The organism is Nonomuraea mangrovi (genome assembly GCF_042681425.1).
GTDB classification, from domain to species: Bacteria; Actinomycetota; Actinomycetes; order Streptosporangiales; family Streptosporangiaceae; genus Nonomuraea; species Nonomuraea mangrovi.
This window is the reverse complement of the sequence record NZ_JBHUFV010000106.1, coordinates 19120-36017: the sequence shown is the minus strand read 5'-3', so window position 1 is coordinate 36017 and position 16898 is coordinate 19120. Positions and strand designations below refer to the sequence as shown.

Annotated in this window: 20 protein-coding genes, 1 tRNA gene and 1 pseudogene; 4 read left to right on the top strand and 18 right to left on the bottom strand. The window is 68.3% G+C overall.

The window, feature by feature from the left end; all coding sequences use genetic code 11:
• Positions 1–26: 26 nt before the first annotated feature.
• The 7 genes from ACFSKW_RS53855 to ACFSKW_RS53825 all read right to left on the bottom strand — a co-directional run bounded on the left by ACFSKW_RS53855 (position 27) and on the right by ACFSKW_RS53825 (position 3992).
• Positions 27–368: a VOC family protein gene (locus ACFSKW_RS53855; protein ID WP_379583528.1), complete on the bottom strand. Its 342-nt coding sequence runs from the start codon at positions 366–368 to the stop codon at positions 27–29.
• 328 nt (positions 369–696) lie between these two features.
• Entirely contained in the window at positions 697–987 is a 291-nt protein-coding gene (locus tag ACFSKW_RS53850; protein WP_379583526.1) for a hypothetical protein, read from the bottom strand.
• A gap of 12 nt (positions 988–999) precedes the next feature.
• Entirely contained in the window at positions 1000–1452 is a 453-nt protein-coding gene (locus tag ACFSKW_RS53845) for a carboxymuconolactone decarboxylase family protein (protein ID WP_379583524.1), read from the bottom strand.
• A 305-nt stretch (positions 1453–1757) separates the two neighbouring features.
• Positions 1758–1883, bottom strand: coding sequence for a hypothetical protein (locus ACFSKW_RS53840; protein WP_379583522.1), 126 nt, complete (start codon positions 1881–1883; stop codon positions 1758–1760).
• 70 nt (positions 1884–1953) lie between these two features.
• On the bottom strand, positions 1954–2712 hold the full coding sequence (locus ACFSKW_RS53835; protein ID WP_379583520.1) for a hypothetical protein: 759 nt from the start codon (positions 2710–2712) through the stop codon (positions 1954–1956).
• Positions 2713–2918: 206 nt separating this feature from the next.
• Positions 2919–3056 carry a hypothetical protein gene (locus ACFSKW_RS53830; protein ID WP_379583518.1) on the bottom strand — a complete coding sequence of 46 codons (138 nt, stop codon included), beginning with the start codon at positions 3054–3056 and terminating at the stop codon, positions 2919–2921.
• Between the two features lie 117 nt (positions 3057–3173).
• Complete coding sequence (locus tag ACFSKW_RS53825) at positions 3174–3992, bottom strand: MBL fold metallo-hydrolase (protein ID WP_379583516.1); 819 nt, start codon at positions 3990–3992, stop codon at positions 3174–3176.
• Positions 3993–4092: 100 nt separating this feature from the next.
• On the opposite strand from ACFSKW_RS53825, the gene ACFSKW_RS53820 reads away from it, so the two are divergent.
• Together ACFSKW_RS53820 and ACFSKW_RS53815 are read left to right on the top strand one after the other, a co-directional pair.
• Entirely contained in the window at positions 4093–4701 is a 609-nt protein-coding gene (locus ACFSKW_RS53820; RefSeq protein WP_379583514.1) for a helix-turn-helix domain-containing protein, read from the top strand.
• Positions 4702–4830: 129 nt separating this feature from the next.
• Positions 4831–5361, top strand: coding sequence for a hypothetical protein (locus ACFSKW_RS53815; RefSeq protein ID WP_379583512.1), 531 nt, complete (start codon positions 4831–4833; stop codon positions 5359–5361).
• Here ACFSKW_RS53815 and ACFSKW_RS53810 read toward each other — a convergent pair.
• The 10 genes and pseudogenes from ACFSKW_RS53810 to galU form a co-directional block, all read right to left on the bottom strand.
• A pseudogene (locus ACFSKW_RS53810) lies at positions 5323–5856 on the bottom strand (transposase); the annotation flags it as partial. The gene ACFSKW_RS53815 and the pseudogene ACFSKW_RS53810 sit on opposite strands and share 39 nt — an antisense overlap.
• Before the next feature lie 24 nt (positions 5857–5880).
• Positions 5881–6468, bottom strand: coding sequence for a TetR/AcrR family transcriptional regulator (locus ACFSKW_RS53805; protein ID WP_379583510.1), 588 nt, complete (start codon positions 6466–6468; stop codon positions 5881–5883).
• Positions 6456–7967: an FAD-dependent monooxygenase gene (locus ACFSKW_RS53800; protein ID WP_379583508.1), complete on the bottom strand. Its 1512-nt coding sequence runs from the start codon at positions 7965–7967 to the stop codon at positions 6456–6458. Before ACFSKW_RS53800 ends, ACFSKW_RS53805 begins: the two co-directional genes overlap by 13 nt.
• Before the next feature lie 819 nt (positions 7968–8786).
• Positions 8787–8860, bottom strand: a tRNA-Ala gene (locus tag ACFSKW_RS53795).
• Positions 8861–8916: 56 nt separating this feature from the next.
• Positions 8917–9522: a divisome protein SepX/GlpR gene (gene sepX, locus ACFSKW_RS53790; protein ID WP_379583506.1), complete on the bottom strand. Its 606-nt coding sequence runs from the start codon at positions 9520–9522 to the stop codon at positions 8917–8919.
• Between the two features lie 178 nt (positions 9523–9700).
• A complete protein-coding gene (locus ACFSKW_RS53785; RefSeq protein WP_379583774.1) occupies positions 9701–10333 on the bottom strand; it encodes a GNAT family N-acetyltransferase in 633 nt (210 codons plus the stop codon).
• Between the two features lie 367 nt (positions 10334–10700).
• The gene (locus ACFSKW_RS53780) at positions 10701–11189 is read right to left on the bottom strand and encodes a MogA/MoaB family molybdenum cofactor biosynthesis protein (protein WP_379583504.1); all 489 of its coding nucleotides are present in this window, start codon (positions 11187–11189) and stop codon (positions 10701–10703) included.
• Positions 11174–11644, bottom strand: a complete 471-nt coding sequence (gene moaC / locus ACFSKW_RS53775) for a cyclic pyranopterin monophosphate synthase MoaC (protein WP_379583502.1) — start codon at positions 11642–11644, stop codon at positions 11174–11176. Before moaC ends, ACFSKW_RS53780 begins: the two co-directional genes overlap by 16 nt.
• Complete coding sequence (glp, locus tag ACFSKW_RS53770) at positions 11641–12831, bottom strand: molybdotransferase-like divisome protein Glp (RefSeq protein WP_379583500.1); 1191 nt, start codon at positions 12829–12831, stop codon at positions 11641–11643. Before glp ends, moaC begins: the two co-directional genes overlap by 4 nt.
• Positions 12818–13720: a UTP--glucose-1-phosphate uridylyltransferase GalU gene (galU, locus tag ACFSKW_RS53765; RefSeq protein WP_379583498.1), complete on the bottom strand. Its 903-nt coding sequence runs from the start codon at positions 13718–13720 to the stop codon at positions 12818–12820. The genes glp and galU overlap by 14 nt, the downstream gene beginning before the upstream one ends.
• A gap of 24 nt (positions 13721–13744) precedes the next feature.
• Here galU and ACFSKW_RS53760 point away from each other — a divergent pair, with 24 nt between their 5' ends.
• A complete protein-coding gene (locus ACFSKW_RS53760) occupies positions 13745–14332 on the top strand; it encodes a 5-formyltetrahydrofolate cyclo-ligase (protein WP_379583496.1) in 588 nt (195 codons plus the stop codon).
• Here the strand turns inward: ACFSKW_RS53760 and ACFSKW_RS53755 are convergent.
• A complete protein-coding gene (locus tag ACFSKW_RS53755; RefSeq protein WP_379583494.1) occupies positions 14307–15257 on the bottom strand; it encodes an LCP family protein in 951 nt (316 codons plus the stop codon). The genes ACFSKW_RS53760 and ACFSKW_RS53755 overlap by 26 nt on opposite strands.
• Before the next feature lie 83 nt (positions 15258–15340).
• Here ACFSKW_RS53755 and ACFSKW_RS53750 point away from each other — a divergent pair, with 83 nt between their 5' ends.
• Positions 15341–16846 carry a potassium/proton antiporter gene (locus tag ACFSKW_RS53750; RefSeq protein WP_379583492.1) on the top strand — a complete coding sequence of 502 codons (1506 nt, stop codon included), beginning with the start codon at positions 15341–15343 and terminating at the stop codon, positions 16844–16846.
• Positions 16847–16898: the final 52 nt, after the last annotated feature.

The following is a 16898-nucleotide window of genomic DNA, read 5'->3' as shown; positions in this document are numbered from 1 at the left end:
GGTGAAACTGCTCGCGAGCGCGGTGCTCACTGGTCCTGCAGGAGGCCGAGGTCGTTGCCGTCGGCATCGGCAACGGTGGCCACCAGGCGGCCGCCGCCGACGTCGGTGACGTCCTGCCGCAGAACGGCCCCGGTGACGAGGAGGCGCCGCAGGGTCTGCTGGATGTTCTCGACCTTCCAATAGCAGACCGGCTCCGCCATACCCTGCCGATGTCCGCGGGGGTTCAAGCCGATCTCCTGATCGCCGGTCCGGTAGCCGACGTAGTAGACCTCGTCCACGGAGGGCTCGACCCCGATGAGCGGGGTGAACACCTCCTTGGCCTTGGTGAGGTCACTGACCGGACAGATGATCATCTTCGCGGTCGGCACGATGTCTCCGCTCTCCTTGTCGCCGTTGTGAACAACGGTATGGATCGCGGTGCGCCGACGATGAGACCAGAACGCGCCACGAGCGGATCCGAATCCGCCAATGCCTACCCTAGGGGTACTAAGCATGACAAAAGGATCTACACCCCCTATGTGGTGCGCTTTGTCCTCGAAGCGGCGAGAACCGCGGGTGTCTCTGAGGAGGAGCTCAAGCGTCTCCCCGGAGTAGGTGTCCTCGGCCAGGAGGGCATCCGCGTGCCGACGAAGATGCTGACGCGCGCCTGGGAGACGGACGTGGGACCGGCCTCCCGTTCAGGGTCCTCAGTGGCTGTCAGCGCTCATCGACGACCTCACCGCTCTGCGCGGTGGCGTCCTTGGTGAGCGCCATGGTCAGCGGCGCCTCGTGGAAGGTGGCGATGGCGGCCAACGCGGCGCCGAGCTCCTTCGCGCTCTCCCAGTGCCAGGTGTCGGTGTAGGTACCGTCATCGAGCCGGATCAGCACCGCGTGGGTGAGGCCCGGGTGCCCCTCGCGCACGGTGGCGATCAGCGAGCCGCGGCGGGCGAGGAACTCCTCCAGGTCGGACTCGGCCACCGAGTAGGAGTGTGTGCGGACGACAGACATGGTGGATGGTCCTTACCAGGTGCCGGCGATCTGCCGGATGGGGGCGTTGAGGCGGTTGAAGAGGTTCGTGGTGGCGGTGATCAGCAGGATCGAGGCCAGCTGCCGCTCGTCGAAGTGGTCGGCCGCGTCGTCCCACACCTCGTCGGGGACGGCGTCGGCGCGGTCGGCCAGCCGGGTCGCGGCCTCGGCCAGCGCGAGGGCGGCCCGCTCGGCGTCGGTGTAGTACGGCGTCTCGCGCCAGGCGACGACCAGGCCGATGCGCTCGTCGCTCTCGCCCAGCTTGCGCAGGCTCTTGTAGCCGGCGTCGACGCAGAAGCTGCAGCCGTTGATCTGGCTGACCCGCAGGTGGATCATCTCCGCGAGCTCGTGGGAGAGCCCACCGGACTGGGCGGCCTTCATCAGCTCCATGATCGGCTTCTGGGCGGCGGGGATGATCGTGGCGGGGTTCTTCATCCGGGCTTCCATCGCGTGTTCCTCCGTGTCGGTCGGTGTGAGATGAGCTTCGCCGCCACGGTTGATATTTCGGCTATGCAACCGCGATGCGCGCGCATAGCGTCGCGTTGTTGCCGCCCTCTCCCGAGAGCGTCCGCGCCATGGCACCGCGACTCCGCACCGCCTTACCCCTCACCTCCCGGTGCCCACGACCATCCTGCGCGGCACCCAGGCGTCGAGGGTGACGCCACCAGGGCGGCTCGGCGAACGGGTCCCCGCTCGCGTTCGAGCTCGAGGTGCTGCTCGCGGAAGGCGGCGTATTGCGGGGAGCGGCCGCATCAGATGACCGACAGCAGCAGGGTGGCCTCGGCTTCGGTGAGCGGCTGCTGGTAGTCGGCGGCGCTGTGGATGGCCTGCTGCTGGGCGCGGCTGAACGGCCGGGGTTCGGGTCGCCGGCGGCGCACAGCGCAGAAACCCCAGCCGGGCACAGCCAGGCTGGGGCAGCTGAGCCTTCCGCAGGCGACCGGTCACCCGTCAGCTGGTGAAACGTCCCTCACGGGTGTACTTGCAAGCCCCACTGAGGCAGTTAGGGCTGGACCCCCAGCCGTCGTCATAGGTGACCTTGCGGTGGAGCTTGACCTTGCCCTTGACCTCTTCCGCCTGAAGCCCAGGGCCGACCTTCTCGTCCGCCTGCTTCCACCAACTGGTGCCGTTCCAGTAGTACAGCCGGTGCCGGGCCCACAGGTGACTCGGCGAGCCGACCGGCAGGCAGTTGAAGATGAAGCTCTCCGCGCGACGCTCCTTGAAACCACCGAAGTCGAGGGTGGTGTACGACTTGGGAGCCAGGCCGGCCTGGGCGTTGTCGTGCCAGAGGTGCCAGCCCCAGTGTTCGGCGGTGCACGAGGCGGAGAGCACGGCGCCGGCCGGAGCGGTCAGGCCGCGTACGGTGACCGGCTCGCTGGTGATCCGCCGCCGCTGCAGCTCGGCGGGGAGGTCGGTGCCGTGGTCATCGACGAGGCGCTGGGGCACTGGCACGTCGGGCGGGGTGATCTCCAGGTAGGTCTGCAGGTAGCTGTTGCTCCGCTCCCAGGCGATGAGTGGCGCGCGGTCGATGATCCCGAGCTGGGACATCCCCACTTCGTTGGAGGGCTGGCTGTCGGAGAAGCTCACGGTGAGACCGGTCGTGTATTCGAGGTGCGCCAGGGGGATCTCCCTGTCGCTCTCCTCAGGTTCGGCCGCGGCCGGGGAGGAGGCGAGCACCATCGTGGCGGCGATAGCTGCGATTAACCTCATGTCACTCCTTGCGGTTGGGGTTGCCCACGCGGAAACGTTAAGAACCGATCTTTCAGTGGCCTTAAACATGAGCTCAGCGCATGCTTCCAGCGTGCCGGCGCCGGATCGGATCGTCTGTCGGATCTGTCACTACTGACGTCTTCTGTGCCTGGCGGCCTCGCGCTCGAGGCGCGCCAGGCCGCCCGGGCCTACGTGGTCAGCGGCCACTACGACTCGCGCTGCACCGACGTCATGAACGCCACCTGCGACGCGCCGACGCCTCCAGGGTCGCCGTCGCGATCGAGGCCGCACGGGTCACGGCGACGGCATTCCTCGACCGGGATGGGCTGGAGGCCGTCGCGCATGCAGCTGGTGTAGAGGCGGCCGTCCAGGTGGTCGAGTTCGTGGGCGACCAGCCGGGCCAGACGAGCTTGCCCTCCTTGGCGGCCATCGCGAGCGTGGCCCGGAGCCGACAGGCTCGATCAGCCGATCGGTGGTGCGAGGTATTCCAGCGCATATCCGTCGCCGGAGGGGGTTACACGGGCGATGCCGGGTGAGTCGAGGTGGGCGCCGGCTACGAAGTGGTGTGGTTGGGTCAGTTGTTCGAGGAGGGCCGCTCGCGCGGCGCGGGCCTGGGACTGGTTGCCGTCGAGCTCCCAGGACACGTTCGGCTGATCGAATTGGAGCGTGGGAACGTGAACGGTGTCGCCCCAGACGAGAAGGTGGCCGGTGCCGCTCCTGACGTCATAGACGGTGTGACCAGGTGTGTGGCCCGGTGTCGGGATCGCGGTGGTCCAGTCGTTGATCGCGACCTTCTCCGACACGGGTACGACCCGGTCGCGGATCGGCTCGAGCCGCCCCGTGAACACCGAGGTGTCGCCCGCGCCGATCCACACGCGCTCGAGTTCGGTGAACGCCTCTGAACCGTCCGGCGCGATCAGGCCGCTCACGTGGTCTTCGTGCTTGTGGGTGATGGCCACATCGGTGACATGCGCGCGGTCGATTCCCGCTTCGTCGAGCGCATCGTAGATCAATCCCATGGTGGGGTCGTGCCAGGCGTTGGACGCGCCGGTGTCGATGAGAACCGACCGCGTGCCGTCGGTGACGAAGAAGGCGTTGACCGACAGCCGCAAGTTGTCGCCGGCCAGCGGGACGACGGCTGGCAGCTCATCGAGCGTGCGCCCATCCTCGTCGCGGAGCCGTGTCGGCGGCATGTCGATGTACCCGTCTCGCAACGAGATCACCTGCAGATCGCCGAATTCGAACGTGGCATGGTGCTGGCCACTTGAGATCAAACGCATGGAACCTCCGTCGATCGCGTGTCTCCGATAGAAGACTCTATCTTCTTTAGGAGAAACCCTACACTGTGCGCAGCGAGGTACCCATCGATCGAGGAGCACGGTGGTCCAGCAAGACGGAAACACGGCCGAACCACAGCACGGTGACGACCTGGCCGGCGCGTTCGGCGGTAACGTGCGGCGACGCCGCGAGGAGGCGGGCCTGACGCTGGAGCAGCTGTCCACACAGTCGTCGGTGAGCCGGGCGATGCTGTCCAAGGTCGAACGCGGCGAGAAGAGCCCGACGATCGGCGTCGCGTCTAAGATCGCCCACGCGCTCGACGCGTCACTCTCGGACCTGATCGGCGCGCCGGCTGCTGCCGCGTCCGGTGTGGCCATTGTCATGCGCAAGAACGATCGCCCCGTTTTCCGTGACCCGGAAACCGGCTTCGAGCGGCACATGGTGTCAGCGGCCCCGGGCGCGGGAGGAGCCGAGATAGTCGTCCACTACCTCCCCGCGCAGGTCTCTACCGGGCTGCTGCCCGCGTATCCGCCGGGTACGGAGAAACAACTCGTGGTGCTCGACGGCACCCTCACCGTTGCGATCGGCGGGATCAGCGAGACCCTGAACACAGGCGACTCCCTGTTCTTCCAGGCCGACGCGGACCACGGCTTCGCCAACCGAACGAACGCCCCCTGCGAATACATCATGGTCATCTCGCGCAGAACCTGACCGGCCGCAGCTTGCGGGGCTGAACAAAGCCGGCTAGGGCAGGGCGCTCAGCCGATCACGGCCTTGGCGCAGGGCTGACTCGTGGGACTCCAACGATCTTGTCGGTGGCGACCTCTACGCTTCCGACTCATGAGCAACAACGAGGTCCAGACCGTACGCCTGACAGTTGAAGTTCAGGACTGTGGTGTCGCCCACCTGTTGGATAAGGAATCCGGCGGATATGTCGATGCACCGGCACAGTCCATTGGATTCGTCAAAGTCGAGCAGGGGTGTGTGGATCTTCAGATCACTCATCAGTGGGGCCCGGCCGACTTCACTGTGACCATTGCCGACCGGGATCCCGGAGCGGATCTCGCTGGTTACGAAGACATCGTGGAAATTGGCTACGTGTCCATGTCGGGCGAAGTGGAAATGACGGGGTTCACCTTCGACGAGGCTGTGATGTGCCCCCTTCCGCCTCTCCCGGCCGGGCCTGGAACTTACCGTATTCGGTATCACGTCAAGGGCATGGATCTGGAGGGCTCGGATGACGCCGTCGATGACCACTATCTTCAAATATGGCCCGCTTCACTTGAGGACCCCGTTGTCGTCAAGGCTACGAGTGTCGCTTCTGAGTACTTTCTAGATCCGGAGAAGTTCATGCGCGAACGTGGGCTGTGAGCATGCACCAGCGCAACCACACATCTGGCATACGGGCAGGCCTCCACCGCAACCCGAACCAACCCCCGCAAGGATCTCGGCCTGCCCGGAGCCAGAGCGCCCCCGCCGGAGGCACGCTGTAACGCCCGCCGGCGCCTGCGCACACGTGCGCTTAGCGAGCACGGCCCCGTGACCTGAATAGTGCGTCTTCTGAGCTTGGCGGCCCTGAATCTCGTCCGCGCCTGCCGGCCGGCGTTCCACCGAGCGTTCGAGGACATCCCGCTCCATCTCCAGCTCGGCGCGTTCCTTGGCCCATTCAGTCCGCTGCCTGCGCAGGCTGGCGAGTTCCTCCCGCTCCGACTCGGCCGGCTCACCACCGTTGGTGTCCTGCTCGCGGGCAAGCCGGTCCATCTGCACCCAGTTGGCCAGCGTGCCCGCATTGATGCCCAGATGCTTTGCGAGCTGCGCTATCGGCTTTCCTGTCTCCCGCACGATGCGCACCGCACCCGCCCGGAAATCCGGATCGAAGCCGGAATCCGGCTAGGTCGGAACGGCCTGGTAGCCGATGTGCCGGAGCAGGCCCCGCAGCCGGCCCTCGATCTCCGCCGCGGTCATCTCCTCTTGATGCAACAGGACGAACCCGATCGCGCTGGACAGGATGTCGCTGATGACGCCGGGATCGGTCTCCCCAGGCAGCTGACCGGCGTTGATGGCCCGCCGGGCGATCTCAGGCAGGGTGTCCAGCCGCGGCTGCAGGTATCGCGCGCGGTAGGCGGTCACCAGGTCCGGGTAGTCGACCGAGGCTCCGATCACCCGGGCCATCAACGTGCGGAACCGGGGCTGGCTGAGGAGTTCGGCGATGGAGCTGACCAGCTCGTCTACGCTCTGCCCGGCCGGTGGCGCGTCCAGGTCGGCGCCGCGGGCGTGTTCGAGCGCGGCCATCAGCAGGTCGTCCTTGGAACGCCAGCGCCGGTACACAGTCAGCTTGGCCACACCGGCGCGCTGGGCGACGGCCTCGATGCTGGTGCCCGCGGCGCCGCGCTCGATCAGCAGGTCGAGCGCGGCCTCCAGAATGGCGGCGTCGTTACCTGGGTCGCGTGGGCGGCCGTGGCGTTCTACGCTGGCCACAGCACCTGATTCAGCCATGCCGTCAGTTTGTCTGGTGCCGGGCGGCCACGCCAACCGATGTGCCCGTCCGGGCGGATCAACACCACATCGCGCACATCCTTGTTGACCGTGATGAGAGCTATGACCATGTCGGCGCCCAGCTGGGCCGCCGCCGCCTCGGCGTGCCGGGCTGCCTCATCCTCATCGCCCGCCAGGACGGCCCAACGACCCCCGATCGCGGCGTGGAGCGTGGTCTCACCACCGTCGCGACGGCGGCACCGGATGTCCGGCATCCGGTCGCCAGGGCGCGGTCCCGAGCCGTGCGAACGCGGGGCCAGCGGCCCGCCTCGATAGCTGATACCCAGCTGAGATGAGACCTGCAAAAGCTTCCGCTGTACGGCAGGCAGGCGGACAGCCGGTAGGACCACCTTGTCGCGCACCAGCCGCTTCCACCGCGTGTCCGGCAGCATGATGCCCACCGCCGTACTCGTGGCCCTCAGGACTTTGTCTGCCAGCGGGCGCCGTTCACCCTCGTAGGTGTCCAGCAGTCGCCGGTCGGCACGACCGTCGGCGACCAGCACCAGCTTCCAGGCAAGATTCTCCGCGTCGCCGAGCCCGGTGTTCTGACCCTGCCCGCCCGTGGGGCTCTGGATGTGCGCCGCGTCCCCCGCCAGCAAGATCCTCCCGCGCTTGTAGCTGTCGGCGAGACGGCGGTGGATCCTGAACTCCGAGGCCCATTTGACCTCGGTGACCGTGTCGAGTCCGATTCCGCTGCGGCGGGAGAACTCCTGCAGCACGCGATCGGTGATCTCGCTTTCTGACAGGTCGTCCGGTGGTGGCGCCGATGGTTCTGAGAACACCCGCCAGGTGTCGTCGGGCAGTGCGGTCACCGACAGCATGTGACCGGTGTCCATCCATGTCGTGCTGCCGTTCCTGTCGTAGGGCCAGATGGCTTTCACATCGACCATCAGCAGGTCTTGAATGAGTTTGCGCCCGGGAAAGCCGATACCGGCGAGTTTGCGCACGACGCTGTGCGCGCCGTCACAGCCCACCAGCCAGGCAGTCTCGATGTGCTGTTGCGTGCCGTCGGCTGCCTGGGTGGTGACGGTGACGCCCGCGCCGTCCTGCCGGGCTCCGACCAATCGCGTATCCCACTCGACGGCGCCGCCGAGTTCACGCAGCCGTTGCCGCAGCGTGCCTTCGATCTCGGCCTGTGAGATCAGCAGCGTTTGCTTCGGCATGCTGGCGGCGGCCTGGCCGACGTGCAACCGCAGCACGGTCTGTGATCCTTCGTTGTAGGACATGTTGAGCATGGTCTGCGACCTCTCCCGCAGGTCGCCCAGCGCGCCAATGCGTTCCAGGACCTCGACGCCGCGCGGCTGCAGGCCTAGAGCGCGAGAGGTGGTGGCTGGGCCCGGGGCGCCGTCGATGACGCGAACCGGGATGTGGTGGAGCGTCAGGTGGATGGCCAGGGCCAGCCCTGTGGGGCCGGCGCCGGCGACGAGTACGTTGTCGGTCACTTAGTAAACGATACGGTACCGATTACTAAGTCGCATAGTGACCTCCGTCACAACACGTGAGTGACTACTTTCGCTTCAGGGAGTCGATGGTGACGTCGCTGTTGGAACGCTCGGCTCGGGCCGAGAGGTCCGCGTTGCGGCAGGTGGATGAGCTGCGAACGCGGCCGACTGAGGCCGAGGAGCAGGTCCGGCGATAGGCCATCACCCAGGAGACCCTGACGTTGTTCGCCGATCACGACGGTGAGGACGTCGAAAAGCTGCCCCGCCTCGACCCTCGTGATCCAGAGGATGCGCCATCGCCGTTGCCTGTCTTGCGCGGCCGGCGGGAGCAGGCGGTGGCGCTGCCGGCCACGGCGGAGCGACCAATGCGGGCGAGAGATCGTGCAGGCGCAGGGCAAGCCGGACACCCGTTCCCAGGTGGAAGGAATGCGGTCCCGCCTGCAGCGGCTGGGGACCGACGGGTGGAAGGCGGCCCTTGCCGTATCCACCCCTTGATCACCTCGTTCGCCGCCGTCCCACCGCGGAGCGGCAGCGGGCCGGGGACAGAGACACAAGCCCGGCCTCATCGTCTGCACGAACTCACCTACCTCAGGGACCGGACTTGCATCGGCGGAGCCGGTCTGCTGGGTTTGCCTGGGGCGATGGCGGGCGAGGTGATCAAGCCCAGCCACAGACCGAGCGGCATGCTCACGAGGAATCACCTCGGGGCCGGACTCCCCCGCCGGAGGCGCTTCCCATTGGCTCCCGCTGCTGTACCGAACTGCTGTACAGGCACGAAAAAGGCCGCCTCTGATCTTCAGAAGCGGCCTTTGACCTGGGTGGAGATGAGGGGATTCGAACCCCTGACCCCTTCGATGCGAACGAAGTGCGCTACCGGACTGCGCTACATCCCCTAGGACTCGATTAGATTAGCAAACTTCCAGGGGTACTCGCGCCATCCACCGCCGTCTCAGTCCCCCACCGCGCGGCGGGGCGGGTCGGCGTACTGGTCGAACAGCACGTCCGGCGTGCGGAACTCGATGATCTCGGCCTCGGCCTCCTCAGCGGCCAGGTTCGCGGCGCGCTGCCGTTCGCGCTGGCGGCGCAGGCGGGCCGCGCGGACCTCGGCGGCGCGCATGCGGCGCTCGCGGTCGACGCGGGTGGCGATGCGCAGCACGGTGAGGTAGGCCGCGAGGAGCACGCCGGAGGGCGCCACCCCCCACCAGGGGATCACCTGGACCGCGGCGGTGATCACGGATGCGAGGGTCAGCAGGATCGAGAAGAACAGCATCCTCCTGCGGCGCGCTACGATGATCGCTCTACGGCGCGCGCGAAGGTGACGCAGGTCCACGGGCGGATGCGTGAGGTCGCTGATCGTGTCGTACGGCTCGACGGGCTCGGAGTCCTGCGACTCCACAGGGGAGGAGGCGGCCATGGTCGGAACCGGTCCGGTGATCTCGGCCGCGTAGAACTCCTCGAGCTCGGCCAGGTTGTTACGGTCCCTGCGGAGCCACATCGGCACCAGGACGCACAACCACATCACCACGATGGCGAGGTACAGCAAGACGCTGCTCACGGCCACCTCCGAGCGCCAAGAAGAGCCGCACGAAGGGCCCAGGAAACCCCAGGAACGGTCCTGAGGGCAGCCCGAAGACGCATGGGTGCTCTTGGCGTCTTCGATGTGCTCACGTCACGCACCGTAAGACCGCGTGTCACTAATTGACGAGTATTCGGTGCGGTGTGTCGCGAGATCGTCAAACCTCTTCATGTGATGAGCCTGCGCGCCGCCACTGTACGAGCAGCCCGCGAGGCACGTCCTCGACGGTCAGCGCGTAGCAGATGTGGTCACGCCAGGCCCCATCAATGTGGAGCTGACGCCGTCGAATGCCTTCTTCCCTGAACCCGAGCTTCTCAACCACTCTGCGGCTGGCGTGATTTTCGGGACGGATGTTCGCCTCGAGTCTGTGGAGGCCCGTGGTGACGAAGCAGTGGTCGACGGCCATGGCGAGCGCTGTGGGTGTGATGCCGCGTCCGGCGAGCGCGCCGTCGATCCAGTAGCCGACCTGGGCGGAGCGAGCCGAGCCCCAGACGATGGCGCCGACGGTGAGCTGCCCCGCGAACCTGCCCTCGTGTGTGACGACCCACGGCATGGAGAGCCCCTGACGCGCCTCTCTGCGCAGGGTGGCGACCATCGACAGGTACGGCCCGAGACCCGTCCTGAACAGGGGGGTTTCGGGGTTGCTCGGCTCCCACGGTCGCAGCCAGTCGGCGTTGCGCAGGCGGGTGTCGCGCCACACGCGGACGTCCCCCAGGCGGAGGGGGCGCAGTCCCACGGGTCCCTCGTTCAGGGTCGCCGGCCAACCACGAAGTCGATCCACATCACTCATCATCCCCCGGAATCCGGCGAAGCCGCCATGGATCCCCCTGGAGCCACCCTCCTCGGGTACCGGTGGCCCGGACGCCGGACGCGAGCTGGGGTTCTTCCAGGCGGCGGAAGGAGGTGCGCCCGAGATCCGGGGGGACGGCCGGCGTCTCTCTGCCGGGCAGGGCGCGGGTCGGGGCTCTCGGGGGGCGCCGCACGAGGAGGGCGCGCGGAAGGCGTGCGCTCCAGGAACGCGGGACCGCTGAGGCGCATGGGAGGCGGCAGGACGCCGCGGTGGTGCTTGAGACACCTGTGGAAGCCGGGTGAGGCGGCGTGACGAAATGGCTCCAGGACGCGCGAGAGCGAGCCCTGGAAGCCGCAAGTGAGAAGCCTCAGCGCGGGTGGTCGCCGCCGTGGATCTGGTCCACCGCGTGCCGCAGGATCGGCCCCAGGACGGCGACGCCGTCCCGGACTCCGCCCGACGACCCCGGCAGGTTCACGATCAACGTGGAGCCCGCCTGTCCCGCCAGCCCTCGCGACAGGACCGACGTCGGAACCCGCTCCCTGTTCGCCTGCCGTATTGCCTCGGCGATGCCAGGAATTTCGCGAGAAATGACCTTGGCCGTCATCTCCGGCGTCAGATCCTGGGGCGTCAACCCGGTCCCTCCCGTGGTGACGATGACCGCGTATCCCTCGGCCACCCCCGCTCGCAACGCCTCCTCCACCGGAGGGCCGTCAGGGACCACCACGGGCCCGGACACCTCGCACCCCTCCGCCGTCAGCAACGACGCCAGCAAGGGGCCCGACTTGTCCTCGTAAACCCCTGCGGACGCCCTGTTCGACACGGTGATCACCAGCGCACGGATCAAGGACGTCTCCATACCCCGGTCTTCCCGCCCGTCTTCTCCTCCACCCGCACATCGGTGATCACCGCCGCGGGGTCCACGGCCTTGACCATGTCGATGAGGGCGAGCCCCGCGACGGTCACCGCGGTCAGCGCCTCCATCTCGACCCCTGTGCGGTCGGCGGTCTTCACCACGCAGGTGATGTCCACCCCCTGGTCGACCACGTCGAGCGTGACCGACACCCCGTGGAGCGCGATCGGGTGGCACAGCGGGATCAGGTCGGGTGTCCGCTTCGCCCCCATGATCCCCGCGATGCGCGCCACGCCGAGCGCGTCGCCCTTGGGCACCTCACCGGAGCGCAGCAGCGTGACGACCTCGCCGGAGAGCACCACCCTGCCGGTGGCGGTGGCCGTACGGACGGAGACGTCCTTGCCCGCGACGTCGACCATGCGGGCCGCGCCCGTGGAGTCGAGGTGTGTGAACTCGCTCATATCCGAATCACCTGTACAGCGGCTCCCGAGGGCACCTCGGTCACCTGTTCGGGCACCACGATCAGGCAGTTCGCCGAGGCGAGGGCCGCCAGCTGGTGCGATCCCTGCCCGTGGACGGGCGTCACGACCGTGCCGTCGTCGGCCAGCACGCCCCGCAGGAACGACCGCTTGCCCTCGGGCGACCTGAGCGCGGACAGCACCTGGGCGGTGTGGAGCGGCGGCGGGCCCGCGGGCAGCCCGCTCATCTTCCGCAGCGCGGGCCTGACGAAGAGCATGAACGACACGTAGGACGAGACAGGGTTGCCGGGCAGCGTGAAGATCGGGACCTGGTCGTCGCCGACCACGCCGAAGCCCTGCGGCATGCCGGGCTGCATCGCGACCCGCTCGAACCGGACCGTCCCGAGCGGGGTGAGCGCCTCCTTGACCGGCTCGTAGGCCCCCATGGACACGCCGCCGCTGGTGATGACCACGTCGGCGCGCACGAGCTGGGCGTCGAGCTGGTCGAGGAAGACCGCGGGGTCGTCGGTCACCGTGCCCGCGCGGAAGCCGTCGCCGCCCGCCTCGCGGACGGCGGCCGTGAGGGTGAAGCTGTTGGAATCCCAGATTTGGCCCGCGCCGAGCGGCGCGCCCGGCTCGACCAGTTCGGCGCCGGTCGACAGCACCACGACCCGCGGGCGGGGGCGCACCCACACCCTGCGGCGCCCCGTGCCCGCGATGATGCCGAGCTGCGCGGCACCGATGCGGGTGCCGGGCTTCAGCACGACCTCGCCCGCCTGCACGTCCTCGCCCGCCCGCCGTACGGCATTGCCCTCGGCGACGGGGCGGTCGACGCGCACGGTCGCGGTGCCCGCGTCGGTCCACTCCACGGGCACGACCGCGTCGGCCCCCGCGGGCAGCGGCGCGCCCGTCATGATGCGGACGGCATGCCCGGGGCCGATCGCCCTCAGCTCGCCCGAGCCCGCCGGGATGTCGTCGATGACGGGGAGCGTCACGGGCGCGGCCGCGACGTCGGCGGACCTGACGGCGTAGCCGTCCATCGCCGAGTTGTCGAACGGCGGCAGCGGCACCGGCGAGGAGACCTCCTCGGCCAGCGTCGTGCCGAGCGCCCGCTCGAGTTCCAGCTCGAGCGGGGCCAGCGTGCGCACCGTGGCGAGGATGTCGGCCAGGTGCGCGTCAACCGATTTCATCGAGGAACTCACGCAGCCACGGTACAAACTCCGGGGCGAGATCCTCACGATCGGCCGCGAACTTCACGACGGTACGCAGGTAGTCGAGCTTGTCGCCCGTGTCGTAGCGGCGGCCGCGGAACAGCACGCCGTGAACCTGGCCGCCCTCCGAGGTGCTCATGCCCGCCAGGGTGCGCAGGGCGTCGGTGAGCTGGATCTCGCCGCCGCGGCCCGGAGGGGTGTTCTCCAGCACCTCGAAGACGGCAGGATCGATCACGTAGCGTCCGATGACCGCCCAGTTGGACGGCGCCTCCTCCGCCGGTGGCTTCTCCACCAGGTCGGTGACGCGCACGACGTCGTCCTCGCCGGTGGGCGAGATGGTGGCGACGCCGTACAGGGAGACCTGCTCCTTCGGCACCTCCATCAACGCGACGACGCTGCCTCCGTAGGTGTCGCGCACCTCGATCATGCGCTTGAGCAGCTGGTCGCGATAGTCGATCAGGTCGTCGCCGAGCAGGCAGGCGAAGGCGTGGTCGCCGACGTGCTGCTTGGCGCAGAGCACCGCGTGCCCGAGTCCCTTGGGCTCGCCCTGCCGTACATAGTGCAGGGTCGCCAGCGACGCCGGCTCCAGGACCTGGGAGAGCCGTTCCTCGTCGCCCTTGGCCTCAAGGGCCCCTTCCAGCTCGAACGCGCGGTCGAAGTGGTCCTCGATGGAGCGCTTGTTCTTGCCGGTCACCATCAGCACGTCGAGGAGCCCGGCGGAGGCGGCCTCTTCGACGACATACTGGATCGCGGGCTTGTCGACGATCGGCAGCATCTCCTTGGGAGTTGCCTTGGTCGCCGGGAGGAACCGGGTGCCCAGACCCGCGGCGGGCACGACGGCTTTCGTCACAGGGTCGAAGTCAGCCATACAGCGACCCTACTGGAGGTATCTGTGGACAAGCTGAAGCTGCGCCGCGAGCTGATCGAACAGCGTGGCGCCATTCCCGCGGCGAAGAGGAGGGAGAACGCGCGGGCGATCCGCGAGACCCTGCTCGACCAGCCGTGGGTCCAGATGGCCGGCCTGGTGGCGTGCTACTGGTCGATCGGCGACGAGCCGGAGACGCACGGGCTGGTGTTCGCCCTGTGGAAGCACGGCGCGACGGTCATGCTGCCGGTGCTGCGCCAGGACAACGACCTCGACTGGGCGGTCTACGACGGCCCCGACACGCTCGCGCCGGGCCGGTTCGGCATCATGGAACCGGTCGACACGCGCAGGGGCGTCGACGCGGTCCGCACCGCCGCGTTGCTCATCGTGCCCGCGCTCGCCGTCGACAGGGACTCGGGCGTACGGCTCGGCCGCGGCGGCGGCTCCTACGACCGCGCGCTCGCCAGGGTGGGACCGAACGTGCCGACCGTCGCCCTCCTCCACGACGGCGAGCTGATCAGCGGCATACCCGTCGAGCCGCACGATCAGCCGGTCAAATGGGTGGCGCAACCGGGCGGCCTGACCAACGTCAGTACAGCAGGTCCGTGTCGTTGATCCCGCCGCTCTCTTCCACGTAGCGGGCGATGGCGTCCTGGCGGACGGCCTCGAACAACCTGTCCGCCTGCGCCTTGTCGATCTTCACCACGCTCGCCCCCTTGACCATGGCCGAGCCGGTGTTGGGCGTGGTGAGCGCGGTGAGGTCCTCGACGCCGCGCAGCTCGATGGCCAGGTCACGCAGCAGGGAGACGCTCACGCCCGGGTCCACGCTGAGCGACTTGGTGGCCTCCTGCAGGAACGCGTCGATCTCGAACACGCTGCTGTCGCGCAGCTTCTTGCCCATGGCCTTGATCACGGCCTGCTGGCGCCTGATCCTGTCGAAGTCGCCGCCGGGCAGGTTGTAGCGCTGGCGGACGAACAGGAGGGTCTGCTCGCCCTCCAGATGGACGGTGCCTTGCCGCCAGGTGACCTTGTTCATCGGATCGTGGGTGGTACGGCTCACGTAGACGTCGATCCCGCCGATCGCCTTCGTCATGGCGACGAACCCTGCGAAGTCCACAGCGGCGAAGTGGTCGATCCGGACACCAGTGAATCGTTCCACGGTCGAGATGAGCAGCTTGGGCCCGCCGTACGCGTAGCTGGCGTTGATCTTGTCGTTCCCGTGGCCCTTAATCGGGACGTAGGCGTCGCGAGGGATGCCGATGACGTAGATCCGCGCCCTGTCCGCGGGCAGGTGGAGGATCATGATGGTGTCCGCGCGCTGCGCGCCCGCTTCGCCGGGCCTCCGGTCCGAGCCGATCAGCAGCCAGTTCTGTGCCTCACCCACCGGTTTGGGTGGCCGTTCGGATTCCACGGGGAACGGCTCGGCGATCCGTCGAATGTTGCCGTCATACGTTGACTGTCGTTGCATCAACAGGGCGAATCCGCCCGCCAGTACCATCGCCACCAGCAATCCGGCGATGATCAGAAAACGGCGTAACATCGCGCGAGCATAGCGCTACGTTGCAGGGCGGACTAGCCCGGCGAGTACGCGACAATATCCCTCAGGACAGGAGAGGGGGCCGGATGAAACTCGACGTCTGGCTTCTTCTCGGAGCAGCCGTCGTCATCGCGGCCATCGCCTCGGTCCGGGTCGCTCACCGCAGCGGACTGCCCAGCCTCCTGCTGTTCCTCGGGTTCGGATTCCTGCTCGGCGAGAGCGGTTTCGGCATCCCTTTCGACGACCCGATGCTCGCCCAGCAGATCGGGCTGGGCGCCCTGGCGTTGATCCTGGCCGAAGGTGGTCTCACCACCACCTGGAGCCATGTCAGGCGGTCGATACCCACCGCGCTCGCGCTGGCCACCGTCGGGGTGGCGGTCAGCATCGTGGTCGTGGCGCTGGCCGTACAGGGGCTGCTGGGCGCCGACTGGCGCACCGCGCTGATCCTCGGCGGCGTGCTGGCCTCCACCGACGCGGCCGCGGTCTTCTCCGTGCTGCGCAGGCTCCCGCTGCCCACCCGGCTCGCGGGCATCCTGGAGGCGGAGTCGGGCTTCAACGACGCCCCCACGGTCATCGTGGTCGTGCTGCTCAGCCAGGCCACGGGCCCGGTACCGAACCTGGGCGAGTTCGTCCTGGAAGCGGTCATGGAGCTGGCCATCGGCGCGGGGGTGGCCTGCCTGCTCGGTCCCGCGGGCGCCTACGCGCTGCGCCGCGTCGCGCTGCCCGCCTCAGGCCTCTACCCGCTCGCCGTGCTCGCGCTGACCTTCGTCGCGTACGGCGGCGCCGTCCTGCTCCACGGCTCGGGCTTCCTGGCCGTCTACCTGACGGCACTGATCCTCGGCAACGCCAGGCTGCCGCACAGGGCCGCCACCCGCGGATTCGCCGAGGGCGCGGCATGGCTGGCGCAGATCGGCCTGTTCGTCATGCTCGGCCTGCTGGCCAGCCCCCACGAGATGCCCATCGACATCGTGCCCGGCCTCATCGCGGGAACGGTCCTCGTGCTGCTGGCCAGGCCGCTGTCGGTGATCGTCTGCGCGTGGCTGGTGCGGATCCTCCGCCTGGACCGCATCAACTGGCGGGAGCAGGCCTTCCTGTCGTGGGCGGGGCTGCGCGGCGCGGTGCCGATCGTCCTGGCCACGATCCCGTGGGCGGCGGGCGTCGGCGAGGCCGAGCGCCTGTTCAACCAGGTCTTCGTCATCGTCATCGTGACCACGCTCCTGCAGGGGCCGACCCTGCCGTACGTCGCCAAGCTCCTCGGCGTCGCCACCGAGGGCGAGGCCCGCGACCTCGACGTGGAGTCGGCGCCGCTGGAGGAGCTGAACGCCGACCTGCTCCAGATCAAGGTGCCCCAGGGCTCGCTGCTGCACGGCGTGGAGATCTTCGAGCTGCGCCTGCCCACCGACGCGGCGGTCACGCTGATCGTCCGCGAGGGCCACACCTTCGTCCCCACGGGCACCACCAGGATCAGATCCGACGACCAGCTCCTCGTGGTCACCACCGCCGCCTGCCGCGACCGCGTCGAGCGCCGCATGCGCGCCGTCAGCCGCCGAGGCAAGCTGGCCGGGTGGTACGGCGAGAGCGGTATGGAATGAGTCGCCCTCAAGGAGTGTTTATGATTGGCAGTCGCGTAGGTCGAGTGCCAAC